The organism is Moraxella bovoculi 237, assembly GCF_000696305.2.
GTDB classification, from domain to species: Bacteria; Pseudomonadota; Gammaproteobacteria; order Pseudomonadales; family Moraxellaceae; genus Moraxella; species Moraxella bovoculi.
Genome location: NZ_AOMT01000031.1, coordinates 16,541 through 38,809, shown reverse-complemented (window position 1 = coordinate 38,809; position 22,269 = coordinate 16,541). Strand labels below are relative to the sequence as shown.

Genomic DNA, 22,269 nt, shown 5'->3' with positions numbered 1-22,269 from the left:
ATTAAATAATCCAATGATGGCATAACGTTTTGTAACAAACGTGTCTATTATATAACAAAATGCTACTAAAGTTATAGTATTAATTGAGAACTCATCTCAATTAATAAAAAAATAAGCCTAAAATATGCAAAATTTTGTGTATTTGAACAATTTTTAAGCACCTATTGACTTAAACACACCAAAATCCTTTGCTACTTTGGTGAATTTTTAGTATAATTATCCGCTAATTTTCTAATGCTAAGCAATAGGAAATGATAGACTGGTCGCAAGTCTGGATTTATTTTTACTTTCCACTTTAAGGAATCATCATGAGCTATACTCTAAATGCTGTAGCACGTTCTGCAGAAGAGCAGGGCAAAGGTGCGAGCCGCCGCCTGCGTAAAGAAAACCTAATCCCTGCCATCATCTATGGCGGTGAAGGTGAAGCAGTTTCTATCTGTGTCAAGACCAACGAGTTGGTTAAAGCCATTTCAGAAGATGCGTTTTTTTCTAGCATCATCGACATTGAGCTAGATGGTACAAAACAAGAAGTCATCATCAAAGCACTACAACGCCACCCATCAAAAGGCTTCCCACTACACGCCGATTTCCAACGCATCGTTCGTGGTCAAGAAATGAACTTTAGCGTGCCTGTGCGTGTCATCAATGAAGAAGAATCAGCTGGCAAGAAAACTGGCGGTGTTCTTACTCAGCTTGTCAATGACATTCAAGTGACTTGCTTACCACGCAATTTGCCTGAATTCATCGAGATTGATGTTGCCAAACTAGAAGTGGGTGATAACATCCGCTTGGGCGATGTGACACTACCTCAAGGTCTAAGCTTGGTATTGCAAGACGACAGCGAACTGGAAAATGCGATTGTCAGCATGCAAGCACCAACCGTTGAAGAAGTTAAAGAGTCAACTGAAGAAGCTGACGCAGAAGAAGCAACTAAAGAGAGTGGTGCTGACGCAGAAGATCAAGAATAATGTTTTTTATGATCACCTCTCAAAAGCCAGTAAACCGTTACTGGCTTTTTTGTCCTTTTCTTTCTATTTGAATAAAAATTGACTATAATAACCATCAATTTTCACCAGTATCAATCAACATGACCATCAAACTCATTGTAGGACTTGGCAATCCCGGTAACGAATATAAAGACACGCGCCATAATACTGGCTTTTGGTTTGTTGATAAAATCAGCGAGCAATTCGGCATCAGCCTAAGCCACGACAAGAAATTCCATGGCGAGGTGGGTCGCGGTACGATCTTTGGTCAAGACGTTCGCCTACTAAAGCCTGATACGTTCATGAACCGCTCAGGGCTTGCGGTTGTTCCTTTGGCGAAGTTTTATAACATCGCGCCCACCGAGATTCTCATCGCGCATGATGAACTTGATATCGCGCCTGGCAGTATTCGCCTAAAGACAGGTGGCGGGCATGGCGGACATAATGGTCTAAGAGACATCTTGCCCCACATCGGTGCAGATTTTCATCGCCTGCGTATCGGCATCGGGCACCCTGGTCACGCCAGCAAAGTCAGCGGCTGGGTGCTGTCTAAGCCAAGCAGCGATGATGGTATCAACATTGATAAGGCACTAGACTGCGCCTTGGATAATCTTAATCTCATCATGGCAGGCGACTTCGACAAGGCAAGAAACGCCATCAACGGATTTAAACTTAGCTAATCCCACTGCGGCATCAGCTGATATTTTGATTGATTTTTGGAATTTTTATGATACTTTCTTTATTGGCGGTCGCTCTGGGCTTAGTACTGCTTATCTTTAGCGCCGATGCATTCATTGATGGCGCGGTTGGCATCGCCACCAAATACCACATGCCTAAAATGCTCATCGGTGCGCTCATCATCGGCGTGGGCACGTCAGCACCCGAGATGGTTGTCTCAGCACTGTCAGCATTGTCAGGCAGCCCTGGCATCGCATTGGGCAATGCCTATGGCTCAAACATCGTGAACATCACGCTTGTGCTTGGTGTGACAGCACTCATCGCACCCATCGCCATTCAAAAAGACGCTCTAAAACTTGACTTCCCTTGGCTAATCGGTGCAACCATTCTCAGCGTCGTGCTGATGCTGGACGGGCAGTTTAGCAGATTGGACGCGATTATCTTATTGGCGGTCATGTTCGTTAATATTGCTACTCAGATCTACGTCGCCAAGACATACGCCAAAGCCGCCAAAGAAAGCTCGATACTCGCCGCCTACGAGGAAGCAGAGGAAGAGGCGGAAGAAGATAATGAACTGCCTGATCCTGATGAAGTGCATGTCGGTAAGTCGCTATTTAGATTGGTCGTTGGGCTGTTCGTCATGATTGGTAGCTCACGTCTGATCGTGTGGGGCGCAGTTGAACTTGCCACACTGTGGGGTCTGTCGGACTTAATCATTGGGCTTACCATCGTTGCCATCGGTACCAGCCTGCCTGAGTTAGTCTCTTCCATCATCGCCGCTCATCGTGGTGAATTTGATCTGGCTTTGGGCAACGTGCTTGGCTCGAACCTATTTAACACGTTGGCTGTCGTAGGTATCGCTGCCGCCATTGAACCCGTGGTGGTCGCAGCTGAAGTACTTAACCGCGATGTCATGGTGATGTGTGCCATTACCGCTGCACTTCTCCTTCTGTGCGCATTCGCCCTAAAAGGCAATGGCAAACTAGGGCGCGGGGTTGGTGTCGGCTTCATCACTTGCTTTATCGGTTATAGCGCTTGGCTTGCCATGAGCGCCTTGGGTGCATAAACCAATGACCGACCCATAAATGAACCGCTCATTTGGGCGGTTCATTTGTTTTGGGATGACATGCAAAAGTCATCATCACATGATAAATTTAGCAAACATCCTAGATACACCAAGTGGCTGATTGGCAAATTTTACACACAACAGGTATAATATCCCAAACCTGTTAGCCGTCGCCAAGGTGCATTATGAATCCTTATGCCAATCCAGAGCCGCTACATTTTAGTGGTGTTCGCTTCGATGAACAACTTATCCACAAATACAACCGCCAAGGCCCTCGCTACACCTCATATCCCACCGCGCTTGAATTTACGCCCATCGCCGAGGGCATGGAGCACACCATCTTAAATCAAAGGGATGAGAGCACGCCTCTGTCGCTGTATTTTCATGTGCCGTTCTGTCGTCATCTTTGCTACTACTGTGGCTGCAATAAGATCATCACTAAGAAAAATAGCGATGCTGGTGACTATCTAGATTACCTCATTTGTGAAGTTAAACACAAAAAATCCCTGCTTCGTGGCACACCCATCGTTAAACAGCTTCATCTGGGCGGTGGCACGCCAACTTTTTTTAGCGATGACGAATTAGCACAGCTATGGAATTTTTTACAATCAGAATTCCAATTTGCCGCCGATGGTGATTATTCTATAGAAATTGACCCGCGCGAACTGAGACCAAACACCTTAGCCGTTCTGCGCAAGCTTGGCTTTAATCGTCTTAGCTTTGGCGTGCAGGATTTAGAAGAGAAAGTTCAGATCGCTGTAAACCGCGTACAGCCTGAAGCGATGACCAGACAGGTGATGATAGATGCGCGCAAGCTGGGCTTTAGATCTATTAATATTGACTTAATCTATGGCCTACCACATCAGACGGTGGCGAGCATGGCGGACACGGTGGCGCGTATCATCGACATTGCGCCTGACAGATTGTCAGTGTTTAATTATGCTCATCTACCAGAGCGCTTCACCGCGCAGCGTCGCATCAAGGCAGAAGACCTGCCCAGCCCCGCTGACAAACTAACCATGTTCGGCAACACCATCAATGCACTCACCCAAGCAGGCTATCAATACATCGGCATCGATCATTTCGCGCGTCCTGATGACGAGATGGCGATTGCTCAGCGCAGCGGTAAATTACACCGCAATTTTCAGGGTTATGCGACGCTTGGCGAATGTGATTTGCTTGGGGTTGGGGTGTCGTCCATCAGTCAGATTGGCCGCCACATCTTACAAAATCACACCGACCTGAACGAATATAAGCGCATGATTGATGATGGCGCCCTGCCTGCGGTTAAGCACATTGAATCTGATCCTAAGGATGAGCTGCGCCGCTATGTCATCATGAATCTGTTGTGCCACGACCGATTGGACTTCAAGGACGTTAGCGACAGATTTGACATCGATGCCAAAGCTTATTTTAAAGATGAGCTGACGAAGCTAGATGACATGCAAGCAGACGGACTGGTGAGCATCAACGACACAGGCGTACAGATTCTACCCAAGGGTCGTATCTTGGGGCGTAGCGTTGCCATGGTATTTGATGAATACCTTGCCAAAAAACACACCAACCGCTTCTCGAAGGTAATTTAGTGCTTAACATCAAAAAGGGCAAAACACCCTTTTTTATGTGTTAGATTAATTTTTAGTTTTCTTTTTTAGCGATGAGAAAATGCCTTCATGTTCGTATTTTGGCACTTTTAGGGTCATGGTATTCGACAGAATATCGTGCGCGGCCAAACCACGACGGTTGAACCAGCAAAACGCATAATTGAATAACAAACCGACAAACGCACTAAACAATACCGCCAAGCGCGAACCATGAATGAGTGCACCAACCAAAGCACAAAGCAACGGCAACAGGCACGCGCCAATGATGCGCTTAAAACTATCACCCCAAGTCAGAAGATGCCCATCTGCATTGACGGTTTTTAGTCGCCATGTCTGCATGCCCAGAGTCTGACCCGATTTTCGCCAAAATATGCCATAAAATCCCACAAGCGTCAGCACAAATGCAGGCGTCATCACACCATTTTGATACCATTTGGGCAGCTCTTTGGCATCTTGGGCAGTGGTGCCGACATCCACGAACATCATCGTGCCCACCACCGATAAAATCGACCCAACCAAAAAAAGCATCGCCAAAATCAGCATCCCGTCATACAGCATGGTCATCAATCGCGCCATTGACGATGCAATGACAACAGGCTCATCACGTTGTGTGGCGATTTTTGGAGCTTTGGTGGGCTTTATAGACTTGGTCATGGCGTTATCATCAAAATTTTTTGCCTATTTTATCATGATTTGATAGGTTTACCTAGTGACAAAACCGCCCAAAGAACCACCCAAACATCATGCAAAAAATAGGCAAAAAAAATCATCAAAACCTTAAGATTTTGATGATTCTTTAATATGGCGCACCCGGAGAGATTCGAACTCCCGACCCCTTAGTTCGTAGCCAAGTGCTCTATCCAACTGAGCTACGGGTGCATGTGTTATCAAGATTATTTGCTGTTGTCTTGATGGTCGGCTATTATACTAGATAATTTTAGTATGTCAAGCGATTTTTTATTTATTTTTTAAATTTTTAATGGCTTAAAAAATAAATGGCGGTGACGGAGGGATTCGAACCCTCGATACAGTTTCCCGTATGCATCCTTAGCAGGGATGTGGTTTCAGCCACTCACCCACGTCACCGTCTACAATTATCAGTGATAAATCACCGAACGTTGTGGGCGATAATTATAACAAAGTTTTGGGCTTTTGCAAGTAGTTTTTTATTAAAATTTCCAAAAATCTTATAAAAAACGATCGTGACGTGGACATTTTGATATTTGGATATAGATTTTGGGACAATTCTGTCACAGGCTTATTAAAATTTGCTATGATATATCTCATACTAATCATATAAGGAATCTCAAATGACACATCAGATGCGTCCGACGGTGCTTTGTTTCTCGGGGCTTGATCCTTCTGGTGGTGCAGGACTGCAAGCCGACATTGAATCGATCGGTGCAGCAGGTGCGCACGCTGCCGTGGCATGCACTGCCATCACCGTTCAAAGCTCTCAAGCGGTGTTTGGCTTTGAACCGACATCCAGCGAATTATTAACCACGCAGGCAGCTGCGGTACTCGACGACTTACCTGTTGCCGCCATCAAATCAGGCATGCTAGGCACAGTAGATAACATCAAGGCGCTCGCCAATCTGTTCGCCGCAGGCAAGATCGCAGCTGGCATGCCATTTGTGCTCGATCCTGTGCTGGTTGCCAACTCTGGTGGCAGTCTTGGCAATAAAGAGACTCTGGTAGCAGCGTTTGAGCAGCTTTTACCTTATGCCACGCTCATCACACCCAACACGCATGAGCTGCGAGCCTTAGCTGGGCTGGATGATCTGCATGACTGCGCCAAAAAACTCAACGATAAAGGCGTAAAGGCGGTCCTTGTCAAGACATCGCACGACTTTGAGAGCGGCGACATCGAACAGTTTCTATATGTCGATGGTGCAATCGCTCACACCAGCATCATTACCCGCCTCGAGGGTGAATTTCACGGCTCTGGCTGTTCACTCGCCAGCCACATCGCAGGTCGATTGGCTATGGGTGACACACTCATCGAAGCTGTTACCAATGCCGACGCATGGATCATCAAAACCCTGCAACACGCTGATGTTCCACACCCGAACAACCCAAAGGCTCAGCTCATTCCCAATCGGTTCATTTAAGCTGTTAAATAAAAAAGCGCATGGTTATCGCCATGCGCTTTTTTTTATTTATTATAAATTACAATTTCATGAGAATGTTCGCACCGATGATGGCAATAAATTTCTCCGCGAGCAGCAAAGAGAACAGAGCCAAAATCGGCGATAAATCAAGCATGCCAAGATTTGGCATAATGCGACGAAATGGCGCAATGATCGGCTCAGACAGCTGCACGACTAATAGGACCGCAGGATGCGACACATTGAACAACATGATAGCCCAGCTGACCACAACCGACCCAAGAATGATATAACGAAGCATCGCCAGGAACTGAATGATCGCCTTTAAAGTGCCTGCAAAGAACAGCGTCAGTGCATCGATTGACTCTTGCAAGATAAAGGCATTAGCTGCCGTATTGATCCAGTATAACAGCAGCATAAGCACGACGGCTGCCACACTGATACGCCCTGCGCCCACATTCGGGAAGATGCGTGAGAATACATCAACCACACCAGTCATCCGCTTAGTCGCTTTCATATAAGGACTGCTTGAATCTACTTCTGCCAACTGCATCATAAAACGCACAAATAGCACAATCAGCGCAAAGTTAATCACCATGTTGGTGATAATAAAAATAGGATTATTCATAAAAATAAAGCATCATCAATCAGTTGGATTTACTTAGCATCTCACCAAGTTCGCGGCTGCGATTAACGCACGCTGCCATGCCATCTTGGATGGTCTGCCCCATGTTCTGCTCATTAAATACAGCCAATGCGGCAGCGGTTGTGCCGCCTTTTGAGGTGATTTGTTCGCGTAGAGTGGATGGATCGCCTGTCTTGGCAAGCTCACCTGCGCCGATTATCGTCTGAATGGCGAGCGCCTTGGCATCATGCGCATCCAGACCCATCTTAGAAGCCTGCGCAATCATGTGCTCAAGCATGTAGAAGAAATAAGCCGGTGCAGAGCCTGCCACTGCCGTCACCGCATGCATGAGCTCTTCATCATCCACCCAGGTCGTGATTCCCGAAACGCGCATGATGGCATCCGCCAACTTTCTGTCTTCAGCGCTGACACCTGCCGCATATAGCCCTGTCGCCCCAAGCCCGATCGCCAATGGTAGATTTGGCATACTGCGCACGATACGCCGATAGCCACCAAGTATGTCGCTAAGCGTTCGTACAGACAGCCCTGCTGCCACCGACAGAACCAATTGATCAGATAAATGCGGCACCACATCCTGACAGACCTCAGCCATCACCTGCGGCTTGACCGACAGCACAACCACGTCAGCACGGCTGATAATCTCATGCGCCTGCTCCGGAGATACTGCCGTTACGCCTTTGGCGGTAAAAGCATCACACTTGGGTGGGTTACGGTCAGACACGCAAATCTCAAAATCAACACCGACGTCTTCTTTTAGTTTTAATAGACCATCAACAATCGCTGATGTCATATTGCCACCACCAATAAAGCTGATGGTCTTTCCTGACAAAATGCTCATAACCCCCCTTTTATATCTCAACAATCATAAAATAAACGCATTGTACACCATGCGCGCGCATCACGCAAAGTATGCGCCGATATTTTCTATGTCAGTATCAGCACCAACAAGCCGCCAAGCCCGCCCTACTGTGATCAGCAGCACTGGTCGATTATCAGACTTAATGATCCATAGGTTTGAGCGAAGCCATGTTGGGATGCCAAGCGTCTGCGCCAGTTTTTTGCCATGCAGCTGCTTGTGATTGATATTAACTTTGGTCTGTCTAAGCACGCGTTCAGCGCTGACATTGGCAAACTGCCGCGAAATCTGCCAAACGATGGAGAGCCCCTTATGGCTCTTTAGGATAATTTTATCATCATGATAAATCACATTTGGATAATTCTGCGCCATTAGGCATGCCCATGCATCTTCTTGATGGCGATACAGCTTAGATTGATAACGACAGATGACATAATTTAGCCTGCCCTGCCACAGAAGCTGCGTCTGATGATCGCCATCGGTGCGATGCGCCAAATAAAGAACATCATCCACCAACCTCTTGGGCGGCGGTATAGGCTCTGACAACCCCAGCCATCGATGGGTAAGCGCTGACTGCACAGCTAATGAGAGTGCTAAGAGCTGATTAATATCCAGCACTTGGTAATACGCAGATTGTGTTAGACAGTCTGTCACATCCGCCAACTTCTCATCGATCAGCTCATCAATAATGTCGCTCGCCTGTGCCAACAATAGCGCTGTGCGAGTGATGTTTTGTACAGCTTTTGGGTTTAGCTCGCCAAGTCTTGGTAATATGTGATTGCGAAGTTTACCGCGCGCATGATCATCATCGATATTCGTCGGATCATCCACATAAGGCAGATGATGTTCATCAGCAAAGCGACTGATATCATCACGCGACACGCCCAACAGTGGTCGCCACAGCTGAATGCGCTTATCGCCCATCTGCTGCCATTGTCGCATCGCAGCCAGCCCTGACACGCCTGAGCCATTCACCAGTCGCATGAGCATGGTTTCTGCTTGATCGTGCTGATGATGTCCAAGCATCAGCACATCACCATCGTTCATGACTGACATCAGGGCAGTATAGCGCGCTTCTCTGGCGTGGGTTTCGCTATTTTTGGGTAATTTAATGGGCAGAATCCGACAATCAAACCCAAACTGATCCGCCCACGTCGCCACAGCTTGCGCCCAATCATCATTAACCTTCTGCCAACCGTGATGGACATGCAGCAATATCGGAAGCTGCTCAATCCTGCCCGCCTGATGCAGCAGATAACAGCCGTATGCCAACGACAAAGAATCACGCCCACCACTACACGCCAGATACAGCGTACGATTGGCAAGCTTCTGCGCTTGGTGGTTAAAGGCTTGGGTTAGCGTGTTCAGCATGGTTGTTAGGTAAATAAAAAAGCCAGAATGTGTATTCTAGCTTTTTTGGCAGGATTTTAACAGCATTGCTTATAGCGATACGGTCGAATTAAACGCCATCAGACGCTGATAACGCTGCTCTAGCAGCTCATCGATAGGCAGCTGATTGAGCTCATCCAGCTGACGAGTTAGCAGCTGCTTGAGTGACTTCATCACAAGCTCAGAATCCTCATGCGCACCCGCCCCTTCTTCGATCACTTCGTCGATCAGGCCCAGCTGATGCAGGTTATTGGCGTTTAATTTTAATGCCTCTGAAGCGTCAGGGGCTTTTTCGGCGGTCTTCCAGAGGATAGACGCACATCCTTCTGGCGAGATGACAGAGTAGATGCTATTTTCAAGCATATTAACCTTATCAGCCACACCAATGGCAAGCGCGCCACCCGAACCACCTTCGCCAATCACCGTGGCGATGACTGGCGTCTGTAAACTACTAAATACAGCGATAGACTTAGCGATGGCCTCAGCTTGACCGCGCTCTTCTGCACCCACGCCAGGATAGGCGCCTTGAGTATCAATAAAAGTAAATACAGGCAAGCCAAAACGTTCAGCAAGCTGCACCAGACGGATGATTTTACGATAACCTTCTGGGTTCGCCATGCCGAAGTTATGGGCGATACGCTCTCTGGTTGAACGTCCACGATGCTGACCCACCACAAGCACAGGCTCACCATTAAAACGCGCCAAGCCACCCAAGATCGCTCGGTCATCCGCAAAGGCACGATCGCCATGCAATTCATCAAATTCTGTGAATAAGGCCGACACATAATCCAAAAATAATGGACGCTTCGCGTGACGAGCAAGCTGAACGCTTTCCCAAACTGTACTCATGTTATTATCCTAATGAACAAATGTAAACTTAGTCAGTTTAACATATTTTTTGATTTTGCTAAATATTTTTAATCAAAAATATTTATGGCGATGTCACACAAGACATCCAACGAATCACTTAACCTTGAGCGCCCAGCACAGATAAGTGAATACCCCACTTGGCAAACTGAGCCACATCGGAATTTAGCTGCGAGCGGATCAGCTCATCATGTAGACCATCACCCACCGAGACTTGCCAACGATCAGCCTCTGCCACCTCCAGATGGATGGGCGCAGCCTTGGTGGTACGGCTTTGATTGGCCTGTACAGCCAGACGTAAAATCAAGCACAGACAAACCAGCTTTCGCCCGCCCAAACTCTCTGCAACATCCAGCGCGTCAGATTTTAGTTTGCGACGATGGTTGCGAGCGATCTGCGCCATCATCGCTTGACCAATCTGCGAAAACCCTGCAATGTCCGAGAACTCAAGCAAATAAGCGCTGTGTTTTTGGTAATGACTGTGTCCAACCGCAAGACCAATCTCATGCAGATTCGCCGCACGGCGTAGCAGGTCACGATCTTCGTCGCTAAACCCTAAGCTGTCTTTGACCGCATCGAAGAGTCGTGCGCACGTGGTCGTTACGCGACCGGCTTGTTTGATGTCCACAGAATAACGTTCTGCCATCGCCATCACACTACGGTCGCGAACATCTTCATTGCTGATGCGACCCAGCATGTCATACATTACGCCTTCGCGCAGCGCACCATCTGAATAGCCAAGCTGATCAATCCCAAAGGTCTGCATGATCGCAAACAGCTCGGCAACGCCTGCAGGGAATACCGCCTGACGGTGCGCCTTAACACCCTCAAAGTCAATCTTATCAATGGCGCCAAGCTTAATCAGATGGCGTTTTAGCTTCTCCATGCCTTTTAGAGTGATGAACTCATCCGCCAATCCCAGCTCTTGGAGCACGAGCAATGCTGCTTTGGCGGTGCCGCTTGAGGCGATGGCATTATCCCAGCCTACTTTTTTGTAGCGTTTTTCGATGGAGAGCAGCTCGGTCTTGGTAGCTCTCATGGCTTGATCAAAGGCTTCTTCGTCAATCTTACCATCAAAAAAGAACTTCTTGGTGAATGCCACACAGCCCATCTGCAGGCTCTCCATCTCAAGCGGCTCAAAGCCCTGACCGATGATAAACTCAGTCGAGCCGCCACCGATGTCAATCACCAATCGCTTGTCCGTACTGGCGTTCGAGTGCGACACACCCAGATAAATCAGACGCGCCTCTTCACGCCCCGAGATGATCTCGATGGGTTTTGGCAGTAGCTGATTGGCGCGCTTAATGAACTCTTGTGCATTGACCGCCTTACGCAGCGCATTGGTCGCGACCACACGCAGCAGGTTAGGATTTACCTCGGTCAAATGTTGGGCAAAGCGGTGCAGACAGTCCAATCCACGCTGCATTGCTTCTTCTGACAGGACATTATTCTCATCCAAACCTGCCGCCAGCTGAACCTTCTCAGAGATCGAAGCGACTTTTCGCACTTCGCCATGATCCAAGCGTGCGATCGCCAAATGAAAACTGTTCGAACCTAAGTCAATCGAGCCGATCAGCTCATCGCGTGACAATCCTGTCTCGTGGATGGATTTGGCGATTTGTTCGTGACGGGCGGCGGTATCGACCTGAACTGTTTTCATAAGGATTCCTAACTTTTTTCAATAAAATCGTCGTGTAGATGTGTGAATTTGCCAAATAAAAAGACATCGACAAACAAAACTTTAATGTACGGTAAATTTAACCAACTGACAAGATATTTTTACAAATCGGCTCAAAACTTAATCAACGCTTAAGATTTTTTATGCGTGATTAAAAATTCGCATTCTTTTGGGAATAGATTTGCCATGTCGGACGGCACATCCGCCACGAACTGCTTGGGTGCATCGCTGTCACCCGCCAGATTCAGTTGCCATGCATGTAGGCATAAGCGTGGCACACTGGGTGCTGGCTGTCTTAGGTATTTATCATCGCCAAGCAATGCGTGCCCAATGCTCGCCATGTGCACACGAATCTGATGCGTGCGCCCTGTCAAAGGCGATGCGCGCACCAAACTTACCGCCCTGCCATCAATCTCAAAGCGCGCCAACACCTCAATCTTGGTCTGGCTTGGCTTGCCTTGTTTGTTGATTTTGACACGGCGTTCGCCACTTGGCAGCGTGTATTTTAGCATAGGCTGATTGATGGTTTGCTTGTCTGACTTGACATGACCCACCACTAGGCACAGATAGCTTTTTTGGATGGTTTTTTCTCGAAATTGCTCTTGTAAATCTTTTAAGGTGCTGCGTTTTTTTGCGATGAGCAGCAAGCCCGACGTGTCTTTATCGATGCGATGAATCAGCTCTAGGTATTTTTTGCCCGTCGCCACGCGCATGGCTTCAATCACCCCAAAGCTCTCGCCGCTGCCGCCATGTACCGCCAGTCCATGCGGCTTATTTAGCACGATCAGCCCTTCATTCTCGAACACCACTCTACCAAGTAATCCTTTGGCAAAATCATCAGACACCACGGGCTCATCACGCACCGACAGGCGCACGGGAGCAATGCGCACCACATCGCCGGTATTGACGCGGTCATGCGGTTTGCAACGTTTTTTATTGATGCGAACCTCATCGTCTCTGATAAGCTTATATAGATGTGAGCGCGGCAGACCCTTTAGGCGCGCCAGCAAGAAGTTGTCAATACGCTGACCGTCTTGGTTCGGCGTGACCGTGATGTAATTGACACGACTAAAATCATCAACAACATCATCAGCGCTCAGCGGCTTAGGTGTACGCTTGGCGTCTATATTTTTGCTTGTCGGTTTTTGGGCGGAGTTTTTGATGGGATTTGTAGATTTTTTGGGGAAATTTTGGGTTTTTTTCATGATTTTATTAAAAATGACTAATTTTTTTGTAGGAAAATTGATAAATATTTGGTATAGTTTATCACGTTGCACACAAAAAGGCGAAATTCTTACAACCGCCCTTTGTAAATCCCTAAACCTTTATAAAATATCGGTCAATGATGCCTGATTTTATAACTGCCACAGCAGCAAAAACGGTCTGACACACCGACTTAGGTTTATATTTAGCAGCCCCTCAATGCATTTTTTGGCACATGCCACGCAACATCCGTTTGAGATAAAAAAAGGTTATCGACGGTCGCAGTTCATTTGAATCTAGAATTCCATGCGGCTACATTGTTAAGTTTTTATAAATTGTTTTGAGATGTTAAGCGAATTTTTGGCTCAGTTGGCACAAGACAAACACTGCCTCTGACAAGACAATCCCCAATCATCGCTAACACACACCCAAGACAGATCATTGGTGCAAGCAGTGAATCGTTAAATATGGTTGCTTTTTATGGCTAAGCTCTGTTTAACCCAAAATTCTTTATATCGTGCTCATATATCTGAGCATTGAAATTTGGCTAGTTATTTGATAATCAAGGCATTCATAAATGCCAGATATTAGCAAATATGACACAATAATCTTTATTAATATTGTTTAGATTATCTACATAATGTAAACTACACACTCAAACGATGTTGCTTAAATCGGGAGCAATCCCATATTTTTTAAGGAACATCATGAAACGCATCCTAATCAACGCCACGCACAACGAAGAGATTCGTGTGGCGCTATGTAAAGACAATCACCTTTACGATTTTGACTTAGAAAATCGCACCCGCGAACAAAAGAAAGCCAACATCTACAAAGGTCACATCACTCGAGTTGAGCCATCACTAGAAGCGGCTTTTGTCGAATATGGCTCAGCGCGTCAAGGCTTTTTGCCACTGCGTGAAATCGCACCTGAATATCTACACGGCAATCTACGCGAAGACAACATCAAACAACTTCTAAAAGAAGGTGATGAGGTCATCGTCCAAGTCGAAAAAGAGGAACGCGGCAACAAAGGCGCGGCACTATCAACTTACATCTCGCTGGCTGGTCGTTATTTGGTATTAATGCCAAATAACAGCAAGGCAGGTGGCATCAGCCGCCAAATCTCAGGCAAAGTCCGCGAAGAGATGAAACAGATCATCGCAAGCCTGTCCATCCCAAAAGGCATGAGCGTCATCGTGCGCACTGCAGGACTTGGTAAGGGTTTTGAAGACCTACAAAACGATCTGAATCACCTATTAGACATCTGGACATCCATCCTAGACCAAAACAAAAAACGCCCAAGTCCTTGCTTGGTTCACCAAGAGGCAGGGGTCGTCACTCGTGCCGTGCGTGATTACTTGCGTGATGACATCAGCGAAGTGTGGATCGACAGCGAGAACGCTTATAATGAAGCCGCCAATTTCATAGCCGCCGTGATGCCAGCCCAACTTGACAAGCTGCGCAAATACACCGAATACGAGCCGATGTTTGCACGTTTTGGCATCGAACGCCAGATCGAAACCGCCTATCAGCGCGAAGTTCGCCTGCCATCTGGCGGATCGATTGTCATCGATCAGACCGAAGCCTTGGTGTCCATCGACATCAACTCATCAAAATCCACCAAAGGCTCTGACGTCTCTGAGACTGCCTATCACACTAACTTAGAAGCAGCGGACGAAATCGCACGCCAGCTTCGACTAAGAGACATGGGCGGACTGATTGTCATCGACTTCATCGACATGGCTGATGCCCGTCATCAAAAAGACGTCGAAAAACGCCTGATCGAAGCCACGCGCCACGACCGTGCTCGTGTACAGTTCGCTGAGATCAGTAAATTTGGTCTGATGGAGATGAGCCGTCAGCGCCTACGCCCAAGCCTAGAAGAAGCCACCGGCTACATCTGCCCACGCTGTCATGGCAATGGCATGATTCGCGATTTGCGCTCTTTGGCATTATCAATCATGCGTCAGATCGAACAGATCGCCCTAAAAGAGCGCATGGGCGAGATCCAAGCAGAAGTTCCAACTGAGATCGCCGCTTTCTTATTGAACGAAAAGCGCGAAAGCTTGGTATACCTAGAACAAGACTCTGGCACACGCATCACTGTCTTGCCACATGCACACCTAGAAAGCCCTAACTTTAGCCTACACTTCAACCCGGACGGCTTTGCACCGTCAAGCTATGAGCGCATCGTAAATGCCGAAGAAGAAGAAATGGGCGATCGCGGTTATGATGTCAACTGGCAAACCCAAAATGAGCACGCAGAGCAGGACAGCAACAGCCGCTGGCAAAAAGCAAGCTCAAGCGATAAGCAGGATAAACCTGTCGCCAAGCCTGCAGCCAAACAAGCCACTCCTGAAGCGAAGCCTGAACCACAAGTCGCTGCTTGGCTATCCAACCTGTTCGCGCCAAAACCACAAGCGCAATTGGCAGGCAACCTAAACAACAATAACGCTGCCGCTGCCATCGAATCAATCGTCAATGCAGGCGGCATTAGCCTTGGCGCGAGCGGCATTGCCAACCTAGTCATCCCTAGCGAAGACAAAAAAGATGTGAATAAAGAGCATCGTCCAGCACGCGAAAGAAGCGAACGCGAACCACGCGAAGAAGTTCAAGAACGTCGCCAAAGAAATAGAAAGTCTGCTAAGAAAGACGCAACCGTCACCGAAGAAATCAAAAACGACAAAACGGATAAAAAGGCTAAAAAGGAAGAACCTATTTATCCAAAACGTGAAAGCGGTTCACGTCGCGAGCCTCGCGGTGAAGTGGTACGCGGTGAGACACTAACCCCAAGCAACACCGCCGATAAAGCGGACAAAAAAGACGAGCGCCCCGCCAAAAAAGCAGACAAACAGCGCACTCGTCCAAGCAATCCAAATGAAGTGGTGGTGAGTGTCGCACCGATCGCCAAAGAAACCAAACAAAGCGAGACCATTCATTTGTCACTTGATGGCAGTAAACCTCTTTCGACCAAGCAGCCGAATAACCAGCTTGCCAAGATCGAAGAAGCGCCAATAGCTGACACATCAGTAGAGACGAATATCGCCGCCGATGTTATTGAACCTGCCGCTACCGATAATAGCATCAAAATAACGGAACAAACCAAAGAGCAAATCGCCGAAACTCAAGTGGCAGCCGAGCAAAACGACGTTAGGGATAATGATACGCCTATCATTGACAATACACGCCTAACCGAGCTTGCACGTCAAATGAATAAGGCTGTCAACGATCCACGCGTGGTCATCGCTGCCAACAGCGCACCAAGCGCCATCTTTGGCACGGCAGGTGATTTTATTGCCAATGTCCTAGGCGATAGTAAAGGTGATAACTTCGTACAAAACTTCATCCAAGCCGTTGCCAAATATCGCGCGCCTGTGGCTGAGTTTAGCTTTGCCAATTATGGCTATGCGCCGCTGAACGACTCTTATCTTGCTGAATTTGATAAGCAGACCAGCGTCGCATCACGCATCAGCTCACCACAAGGCAAATCAGAAGCACCAGCGCCACGAATCGCACGTCGCGCAGCCAACGATCCACGCGGTCAGCACCCTGACTTCAAAGACGAAGCAGATGAGGAGGCGTCTGCAACCGATGGCCAAGCATCATCTCAGGATGAGGCTTTGGATTTGGTTGATATCTCCATCGCTCAAGAGCAAGAAGCAGCAATCACGCAACCAGCTGATGTCGATCAACAGATTGATACATCTACTGATGTCGATACAAGTGTCGAGGCACAGGACATCGCACCAAGCGATACAGTGCCTAATAATACTGACAACAGTGATGAGATCGCCGAGCAGGACAAGGCATCACCAAAGGCAGGTCCTGCTGAGACTGTCAAAGCCGAGCCAGTCGATGACTCAGTGAAAACAGAAGGTGCAGAAACTTCAAAGTCAGCAGATTCTGAAACTCTGCTTGAGCAAGTCAAGGAGAATGTGGAAGTTGCCGTGCAGACCATAAGTGATAAGGTTGCAGAACTGCTAGAGACCGAAGATGAATCATCATCAGAAGATGAAGTAGAAGCACCTAGCAAGAATGAACCTACCAAGAAGTCAAAAACCAGTGCAAACAGCTACAAAGACATGATCGAAAACGTCGCAGGTCAGCTATTGCCACAGGTAGGCATTCTAAACCTTGCACAGCCGAAGCCTGCAAAAACACGCATCAGAAAGACCGCCACCAAAGGCGATAACAAACCAAAATCTGAAGTGCGTAAAGCAGGCTCAAAGGTCGCAGCCGCCAAGTCTGATAGTGACCAAAAAACTGAGTAAGTCAGATTCATGAAAAAGAGAGCAGATGCTCTCTTTTTTATGTCCAACCCAAATTCGCTGATTTGAGTTGCCAGATTGATACACTTACATTTGTATCAATCAACGAAAACCCAGCACTAGGCTGGGTTTTTATGAGCTCAATATCAGGCTTCTACCACAGGGATTTTACCGATTTTGGCTTGCCAGATTTTCGGGGCGGTGGCGTGTACCGATACGCCATTGCTATCTACCGCCACCGTTACAGGCATGTCCTTGACTTCAAATTCATAAATCGCTTCCATGCCAAGCTCAGGGAAAGCGACCACTTTGGCATTTTTAATGGCTTTTGACACCAAATATGCCGAACCGCCCACCGCCATGAGATAGACTGCTTTGTTATCAGCAATGGCTTCACAGGCGATTTTACCACGCTCGGATTTACCAATCATGCCTAAAAGACCTGTTTGTTCTAGCATTTGACGGGTAAATTTATCCATACGAGTGGCGGTTGTCGGTCCTGCTGGCCCTACCACTTCATCACGCACAGGATCAACAGGTCCAACGTAGTAGATGAGCTTGTTAGTGAAGTCCACAGGCAAGGTTTCGCCATTATTTAGCATATCGGTCATGCGTTTGTGAGCGGCGTCTCGCCCTGTGTAGATTTTACCGTTTAACAGTAGCACATCGCCTGTTTGCCATGTCGCCACTTCTTCTTTGGTTAGGGTGTCCACATTGACACGCTTACCGCTGTCAGGGCTATAAGTGATGTCAGGATACACGTCCATGCTTGGCGGTTCTAGGTTTACCGCCCCTGTGCCGTCAAGCTCAAATTCCACATGGCGAGTGGCAGCACAGTTGGGAATCATCGCCACAGGCTTAGAGGCAGCGTGCGTTGGGTAATCTAGGATTTTGACATCAAGTACAGTAGTTAATCCGCCCAAGCCCTGAGCTCCGATACCTAGTGCGTTTACCTTTTCAAAGAGTTTAAGGCGTAGGCTCTCGGTGGTGGATAGCTCTGCTCCGCTTTCGGCTTTGGCTTTTAGCTCGTGAATGTCAATGTGACTCATCAATGATTCTTTTGCCAAAAGCGTTGCTTTTTCGGGCGTGCCACCGATACCAATGCCTAAAATACCAGGGGGGCACCACCCTGCACCCATCTCAGGAACGCTCTTTAACACCCAATCCACGATACTGTCAGACGGGTTTAGCATGGCAAGTTTGGATTTGTTCTCGCTACCGCCCCCTTTGGCAGCACAGGTAACTTCCACCTTGTCGCCTGCCACGATTTCCATGTGAATGACAGCAGGGGTGTTGTCTTTGGTGTTCACTCGTTTGCCTGCAGGGTCGGCAAGTACAGACGCACGCAGGGTATTATCAGGGTGATTGTAGGCACGGCGAACGCCTTCGTTAACCATGTCCGCCACGCTCATGTCGGACTCCCACGTTACGTTCATGCCAACTTTTAAAAATACAGTCGCAATCCCTGTGTCTTGGCAGATTGGGCGTTTGCCCTCGGCACACATACGGCTGTTTACCAAAATTTGAGTCATGGCATCTTTGGCGGCAGGGTTTTCTTCACGCTCTAAGGCTTCGGTCAGGGCTTCGATATAATCGGTTGGGTGATAGTAGCTGATGTACTGAAATGCGTCTGCAATAGACTGGATAAAGTCGTCTTTTTTGATGATGGTCATAAGTTTCCTTATTGGCTGGTAAATCGCGAAGCGATAACTGGCTATAAAATGGGCAATCTACATTTGCCCAAGTGGGTGCATTGTAGCACTATTTTTGGGTATTTTTAAGCAAAAACCTAAATCTACGCCAAAATCTCTTTTAGAGTCTGGATAAGCCTTGTGTTCTGCTCATACGTGCCAACCGTGATGCGCAAATGATCACTGATGCGTGGCTTATTCCAGTGGCGTACGATCACCCCTTGCGATCTTAGTTTCTCAAAGATCTCTTGGGTGGAGAGCACGCTGTGATTAGGCTTGGCAAACACAAAATTCGCCGCCGATGGCAATACGTCAAAACCAAGATCAGCCAAATCATCCGTCAGGCGATCACGCAGTGCTATTACTGCTTGGCGCTTTTGTTCAAAGTACTCTTCATCCAAAATACTGGCAACTGCGCCTGCCTGTGCCACGCGATCGATGGGATAGCTGTTAAAACTGTTCTTATAAGTGTTAAGCGCGCTGATAAGATTGGCGTGGCCGAACGCCATGCCCACGCGCAAGCCCGCCAGAGCGCGCGATTTTGAGAACGTCTGAACGACCAGAATATTATCAAACTCATTAATCAACGAGATGGCAGAGGCTGATTTATCCGCATAATCGATGTACGCTTCATCAATAACGATCACCGCATTCGGATGCTGATTGGCAAGTTTTTTGATGTCATCAAGTGCCAATAGCACACCAGTTGGCGCATTTGGATTTGGGATGATGATGCCGCCACACGACTTATTATAATCTGATGTATCAACACTAAAGTCATCCTTCAAGGAAATGATTTTAGTATCCACATCAAAGGTCTGCGCATAGACAGGGTAGAAACTATAGCTGATGTCAGGGGTTAATAGTGGGCGATCTTTAACAAAAAAACATGCAAAAATAAACGCCAGCACTTCATCCGAGCCATTACCCACGAATACCTGAGAGCGGTCAAGTTTATAATAATCTGCCAATGTCTGGCATAGATCCTCTGATTCAGGATCAGGATACAGGCGCAGATCCGCCCCACGCACCAAAACTTGCTGCATGGCATCAATCGCCTTGGGGCTTGGTGGAAATGGATTCTCGTTGGTGTTTAGCTTGCACAGATTATCCGCCTTAGGCTGCTCACCTGCCACATAAGGGGTGAGATTGCGGATTTTATCACTCCATAAGCGTGTATCAACAGTCATGATAATCTCGGTTTATTCTTTAAGTTAATCTAAATTCACAACGCCATGACGATAGCGCGCTGACAAGGCATGAGCGTCTAGGTTCTCCTGCACCGCCAGAACATCTGCCGTCTTCGCCAGTAACCGACTGCCTTCTGGTGTGCAGTAGATGAGCGATGTTTTTTTGGTAAAATCATACACTCCCAAAGGTGAGCTAAACCGTGCTGTGCCTGATGTGGGTAGAACGTGGTTTGAGCCTGCGCAGTAGTCGCCGATGGCTTCGGGGGTGTGTCTGCCCAAAAATATTGCCCCTGCATGGCGGACGTGTTGCTCTACGTATTCGGGGTCATCAAGCGACAGCTCCAAATGCTCGGGGGCGACTTGGTTGATGACTTCAATGCCTTCGGTGCGGTCTTTGACCAAAATCAACGCCCCACGGCTTGTTAATGCTTGTTTTGCGATGTCCGCTTTTGGCAAAATGGCAAGGGCTTTGTCTAGGGCGTTTTTGACATCCTCAAGCTGTTTTGGGCAAGTCGTCACAAAAATCGCCTGTGCCACGGTGTCATGCTCGGCTTGGGAGAGCAAATCCATGGCAAGCCAGTCGGCATTGTCGCATGTCTCACCTTCGGCATACACCAACACCTCAGACGGCCCTGCGATCATGTCAATGCCTACCTGCCCAAAGACGGCTCGCTTGGCAGCGGCGACATATTTATTACCTGGGCCTGTGATTTTATCGACGGGCTGAATGCTCGCCGTGCCGTATGCCAAGGCGGCGATCGCCTGCGCTCCGCCAATGGTAATGACGCTATCCACGCCTGATAGATGCGCCGCTGCCAGCACCAGAGGATTTAGCTCGCCATTAGGTGCAGGGACGACCATCGTGATGTATCCCACTCCTGCAACCTTGGCGGGGATGGCGTTCATAAGCACGCTAGAAGGATAACTCGCCAAACCACCTGGCACATAGATACCCACACGATCAAGTGGCGCAACTTTTTGCCCTAAGGTGTTACCCAAGCCATCTACAAAGCGAAAGCCGTCTTCTTTTTGGTGTTGATGAAAATCAAAGATACGCTTGGCGGACAGCTCCAACGCTTCTTTAACTTCATCATTAAGTTGGTCGAATGCTGATTTTAATTGTTCTGATGAGATGAATAGTTCATCAATCGTGGTCGCTGGATGCTTGTCAAACTTTTGGGTTAAAGTTAAAACCGCCGCATCGCCATCTGCTCGCACTTGGGCAATGATGTCGTCCACCGTCTGAATAAGACTGGCATCGGTTACGGTTTCAAAGGCAAGTAATTGGGCTAATTTATCCTTAAATCCAGCATCTTGGCTGTTTAATACGGTTAGATTTGGCATGATTCACCTGTTTTATTGATTATCTTTAACGGCTTTTTCTAGAATATCCAAAATCGGCTGCAACTGATCAAGTTTGCGCTTATAACTGACTGGATTGGCGATGAGGCGTGATGACACTTTGCAGATTTCATCGATCGGCTCTAAGCCATTAGCGCGCAAAGTGTTGCCCGTATCGACCACGTCCACGATCAGATCACCCAGCCCCACCAATGGCGCAAGCTCCATAGAGCCATACAGCTTAATGATGTCCACCTGCTCGCCACGAGAAGCGAAGTATTCGCGTGCAACGTTGGCGTATTTGGTCGCAATGCGCAGACGACGATTTGGTAGGCTCGCCCCTTTCACGCCTGCGGTCATCAGACGGCATTTGGCGATGTTTAGGTCAATGAGCTCATAGACGTGCGCATTATATTCTAGCAGCGTATCTTTGCCCGAGACGCCGATGTCCGCCGCACCATGCTCAACATAGGTCGGCACGTCAGAGGCACGAAGCAATAAGAAACGCACATTAGGGTCGGTCGTTGGGAAAATCAGCTTACGTGATTTGTTCATGTCATCGGTTGGACGGATGCCTGCTTTATCAAAAAGCGGTAGTGTCTCATCCAAAATTCGCCCCTTAGATAAGGCAATCGTCAAGCCATTAAAATTATCAGTCATCATCATTTTCTTTATCGGTGAAATTATCGTCACTA

17 protein-coding genes and 2 tRNA genes are annotated in these 22,269 nt (G+C 47.8%); 6 read left to right on the top strand and 13 right to left on the bottom strand.

Annotated features, from left to right (window positions below; genetic code table 11):
• Nucleotides 1-305: 305 nt before the first annotated feature.
• The 4 genes from MBO_RS08325 (at nt 306) to hemN (ending at nt 4,316) form a co-directional block, all read left to right on the top strand.
• Nucleotides 306-968, top strand: coding sequence for a 50S ribosomal protein L25/general stress protein Ctc (locus MBO_RS08325; RefSeq protein WP_152545136.1), 663 nt, complete (start codon nt 306-308; stop codon nt 966-968).
• A 119-nt stretch (nt 969-1,087) separates the two neighbouring features.
• The gene (gene pth / locus MBO_RS08320; protein ID WP_036366649.1) at nt 1,088-1,666 is read left to right on the top strand and encodes an aminoacyl-tRNA hydrolase; all 579 of its coding nucleotides are present in this window, start codon (nt 1,088-1,090) and stop codon (nt 1,664-1,666) included.
• Between the two features lie 47 nt (nt 1,667-1,713).
• Nucleotides 1,714-2,730, top strand: coding sequence for a calcium/sodium antiporter (locus tag MBO_RS08315; RefSeq protein ID WP_036366647.1), 1,017 nt, complete (start codon nt 1,714-1,716; stop codon nt 2,728-2,730).
• A gap of 185 nt (nt 2,731-2,915) precedes the next feature.
• Nucleotides 2,916-4,316: an oxygen-independent coproporphyrinogen III oxidase gene (hemN, locus tag MBO_RS08310; RefSeq protein ID WP_036366645.1), complete on the top strand. Its 1,401-nt coding sequence runs from the start codon at nt 2,916-2,918 to the stop codon at nt 4,314-4,316.
• A 45-nt stretch (nt 4,317-4,361) separates the two neighbouring features.
• Here hemN and MBO_RS08305 read toward each other — a convergent pair whose 3' ends face one another.
• The 3 genes from MBO_RS08305 to MBO_RS08295 form a co-directional block, all read right to left on the bottom strand.
• On the bottom strand, nt 4,362-4,910 hold the full coding sequence (locus tag MBO_RS08305) for an RDD family protein (protein ID WP_036366644.1): 549 nt from the start codon (nt 4,908-4,910) through the stop codon (nt 4,362-4,364).
• A gap of 226 nt (nt 4,911-5,136) precedes the next feature.
• A tRNA-Arg gene (locus tag MBO_RS08300) sits at nt 5,137-5,213 on the bottom strand.
• A gap of 117 nt (nt 5,214-5,330) precedes the next feature.
• Nucleotides 5,331-5,420 (bottom strand) — tRNA-Ser (locus MBO_RS08295).
• A 236-nt stretch (nt 5,421-5,656) separates the two neighbouring features.
• On the opposite strand from MBO_RS08295, the gene MBO_RS08290 reads away from it, so the two are divergent.
• Entirely contained in the window at nt 5,657-6,445 is a 789-nt protein-coding gene (locus MBO_RS08290; protein WP_036366689.1) for a hydroxymethylpyrimidine/phosphomethylpyrimidine kinase, read from the top strand.
• Nucleotides 6,446-6,503: 58 nt separating this feature from the next.
• Here the strand turns inward: MBO_RS08290 and MBO_RS08285 are convergent, their stop codons facing one another.
• From MBO_RS08285 to MBO_RS08260, 6 genes are all read right to left on the bottom strand, one after another.
• Entirely contained in the window at nt 6,504-7,070 is a 567-nt protein-coding gene (locus MBO_RS08285) for a YggT family protein (protein ID WP_036366641.1), read from the bottom strand.
• A 19-nt stretch (nt 7,071-7,089) separates the two neighbouring features.
• On the bottom strand, nt 7,090-7,926 hold the full coding sequence (gene proC, locus MBO_RS08280; protein ID WP_036366640.1) for a pyrroline-5-carboxylate reductase: 837 nt from the start codon (nt 7,924-7,926) through the stop codon (nt 7,090-7,092).
• Between the two features lie 60 nt (nt 7,927-7,986).
• Nucleotides 7,987-9,315, bottom strand: coding sequence for a tRNA lysidine(34) synthetase TilS (tilS, locus tag MBO_RS08275; RefSeq protein WP_052585402.1), 1,329 nt, complete (start codon nt 9,313-9,315; stop codon nt 7,987-7,989).
• A gap of 69 nt (nt 9,316-9,384) precedes the next feature.
• On the bottom strand, nt 9,385-10,182 hold the full coding sequence (locus MBO_RS08270) for an acetyl-CoA carboxylase carboxyltransferase subunit alpha (protein ID WP_036366637.1): 798 nt from the start codon (nt 10,180-10,182) through the stop codon (nt 9,385-9,387).
• A 118-nt stretch (nt 10,183-10,300) separates the two neighbouring features.
• Nucleotides 10,301-11,860, bottom strand: a complete 1,560-nt coding sequence (ppx, locus tag MBO_RS08265; protein WP_080702243.1) for an exopolyphosphatase — start codon at nt 11,858-11,860, stop codon at nt 10,301-10,303.
• Nucleotides 11,861-12,009: 149 nt separating this feature from the next.
• A complete protein-coding gene (locus MBO_RS08260) occupies nt 12,010-13,083 on the bottom strand; it encodes an RluA family pseudouridine synthase (RefSeq protein ID WP_080702246.1) in 1,074 nt (357 codons plus the stop codon).
• Nucleotides 13,084-13,788: 705 nt separating this feature from the next.
• Between MBO_RS08260 and MBO_RS08255 the strand changes: the two genes are divergently transcribed.
• Nucleotides 13,789-17,355, top strand: a complete 3,567-nt coding sequence (locus MBO_RS08255; protein WP_036366635.1) for an Rne/Rng family ribonuclease — start codon at nt 13,789-13,791, stop codon at nt 17,353-17,355.
• Nucleotides 17,356-17,498: 143 nt separating this feature from the next.
• Here the strand turns inward: MBO_RS08255 and MBO_RS08250 are convergent, their stop codons facing one another.
• The 4 genes from MBO_RS08250 to hisG form a co-directional block, all read right to left on the bottom strand.
• Entirely contained in the window at nt 17,499-19,025 is a 1,527-nt protein-coding gene (locus MBO_RS08250) for a fumarate hydratase (RefSeq protein WP_036366633.1), read from the bottom strand.
• Nucleotides 19,026-19,147: 122 nt separating this feature from the next.
• A complete protein-coding gene (gene hisC / locus MBO_RS08245; RefSeq protein WP_036366630.1) occupies nt 19,148-20,233 on the bottom strand; it encodes a histidinol-phosphate transaminase in 1,086 nt (361 codons plus the stop codon).
• Nucleotides 20,234-20,257: 24 nt separating this feature from the next.
• Entirely contained in the window at nt 20,258-21,577 is a 1,320-nt protein-coding gene (gene hisD, locus MBO_RS08240; protein WP_036366628.1) for a histidinol dehydrogenase, read from the bottom strand.
• A gap of 12 nt (nt 21,578-21,589) precedes the next feature.
• A complete protein-coding gene (gene hisG / locus MBO_RS08235) occupies nt 21,590-22,237 on the bottom strand; it encodes an ATP phosphoribosyltransferase (protein ID WP_118873262.1) in 648 nt (215 codons plus the stop codon).
• Between the last annotated feature and the right edge of the window lie 32 nt (nt 22,238-22,269).

Coding starts and splice junctions, on each gene's coding strand:
- MBO_RS08290 (WP_036366689.1), top strand. CDS start 5,657: ATGCGTCCGACGGTGCTTTGTTTCTCGGGGCTTGATCCTTCTGGTGGT.
- proC (WP_036366640.1), bottom strand. CDS start 7,926: ATGAGCATTTTGTCAGGAAAGACCATCAGCTTTATTGGTGGTGGCAAT.
- MBO_RS08255 (WP_036366635.1), top strand. CDS start 13,789: ATGAAACGCATCCTAATCAACGCCACGCACAACGAAGAGATTCGTGTG.
- hisD (WP_036366628.1), bottom strand. CDS start 21,577: ATGCCAAATCTAACCGTATTAAACAGCCAAGATGCTGGATTTAAGGAT.
- ppx (WP_080702243.1), bottom strand. CDS start 11,860: ATGAAAACAGTTCAGGTCGATACCGCCGCCCGTCACGAACAAATCGCC.
- hisG (WP_118873262.1), bottom strand. CDS start 22,237: ATGATGACTGATAATTTTAATGGCTTGACGATTGCCTTATCTAAGGGG.
- pth (WP_036366649.1), top strand. CDS start 1,088: ATGACCATCAAACTCATTGTAGGACTTGGCAATCCCGGTAACGAATAT.
- MBO_RS08250 (WP_036366633.1), bottom strand. CDS start 19,025: ATGACCATCATCAAAAAAGACGACTTTATCCAGTCTATTGCAGACGCA.
- MBO_RS08260 (WP_080702246.1), bottom strand. CDS start 13,083: ATGAAAAAAACCCAAAATTTCCCCAAAAAATCTACAAATCCCATCAAA.
- MBO_RS08285 (WP_036366641.1), bottom strand. CDS start 7,070: ATGAATAATCCTATTTTTATTATCACCAACATGGTGATTAACTTTGCG.
- hisC (WP_036366630.1), bottom strand. CDS start 20,233: ATGACTGTTGATACACGCTTATGGAGTGATAAAATCCGCAATCTCACC.
- MBO_RS08305 (WP_036366644.1), bottom strand. CDS start 4,910: ATGGCGCGATTGATGACCATGCTGTATGACGGGATGCTGATTTTGGCG.
- hemN (WP_036366645.1), top strand. CDS start 2,916: ATGAATCCTTATGCCAATCCAGAGCCGCTACATTTTAGTGGTGTTCGC.
- MBO_RS08270 (WP_036366637.1), bottom strand. CDS start 10,182: ATGAGTACAGTTTGGGAAAGCGTTCAGCTTGCTCGTCACGCGAAGCGT.
- tilS (WP_052585402.1), bottom strand. CDS start 9,315: ATGCTGAACACGCTAACCCAAGCCTTTAACCACCAAGCGCAGAAGCTT.
- MBO_RS08315 (WP_036366647.1), top strand. CDS start 1,714: ATGATACTTTCTTTATTGGCGGTCGCTCTGGGCTTAGTACTGCTTATC.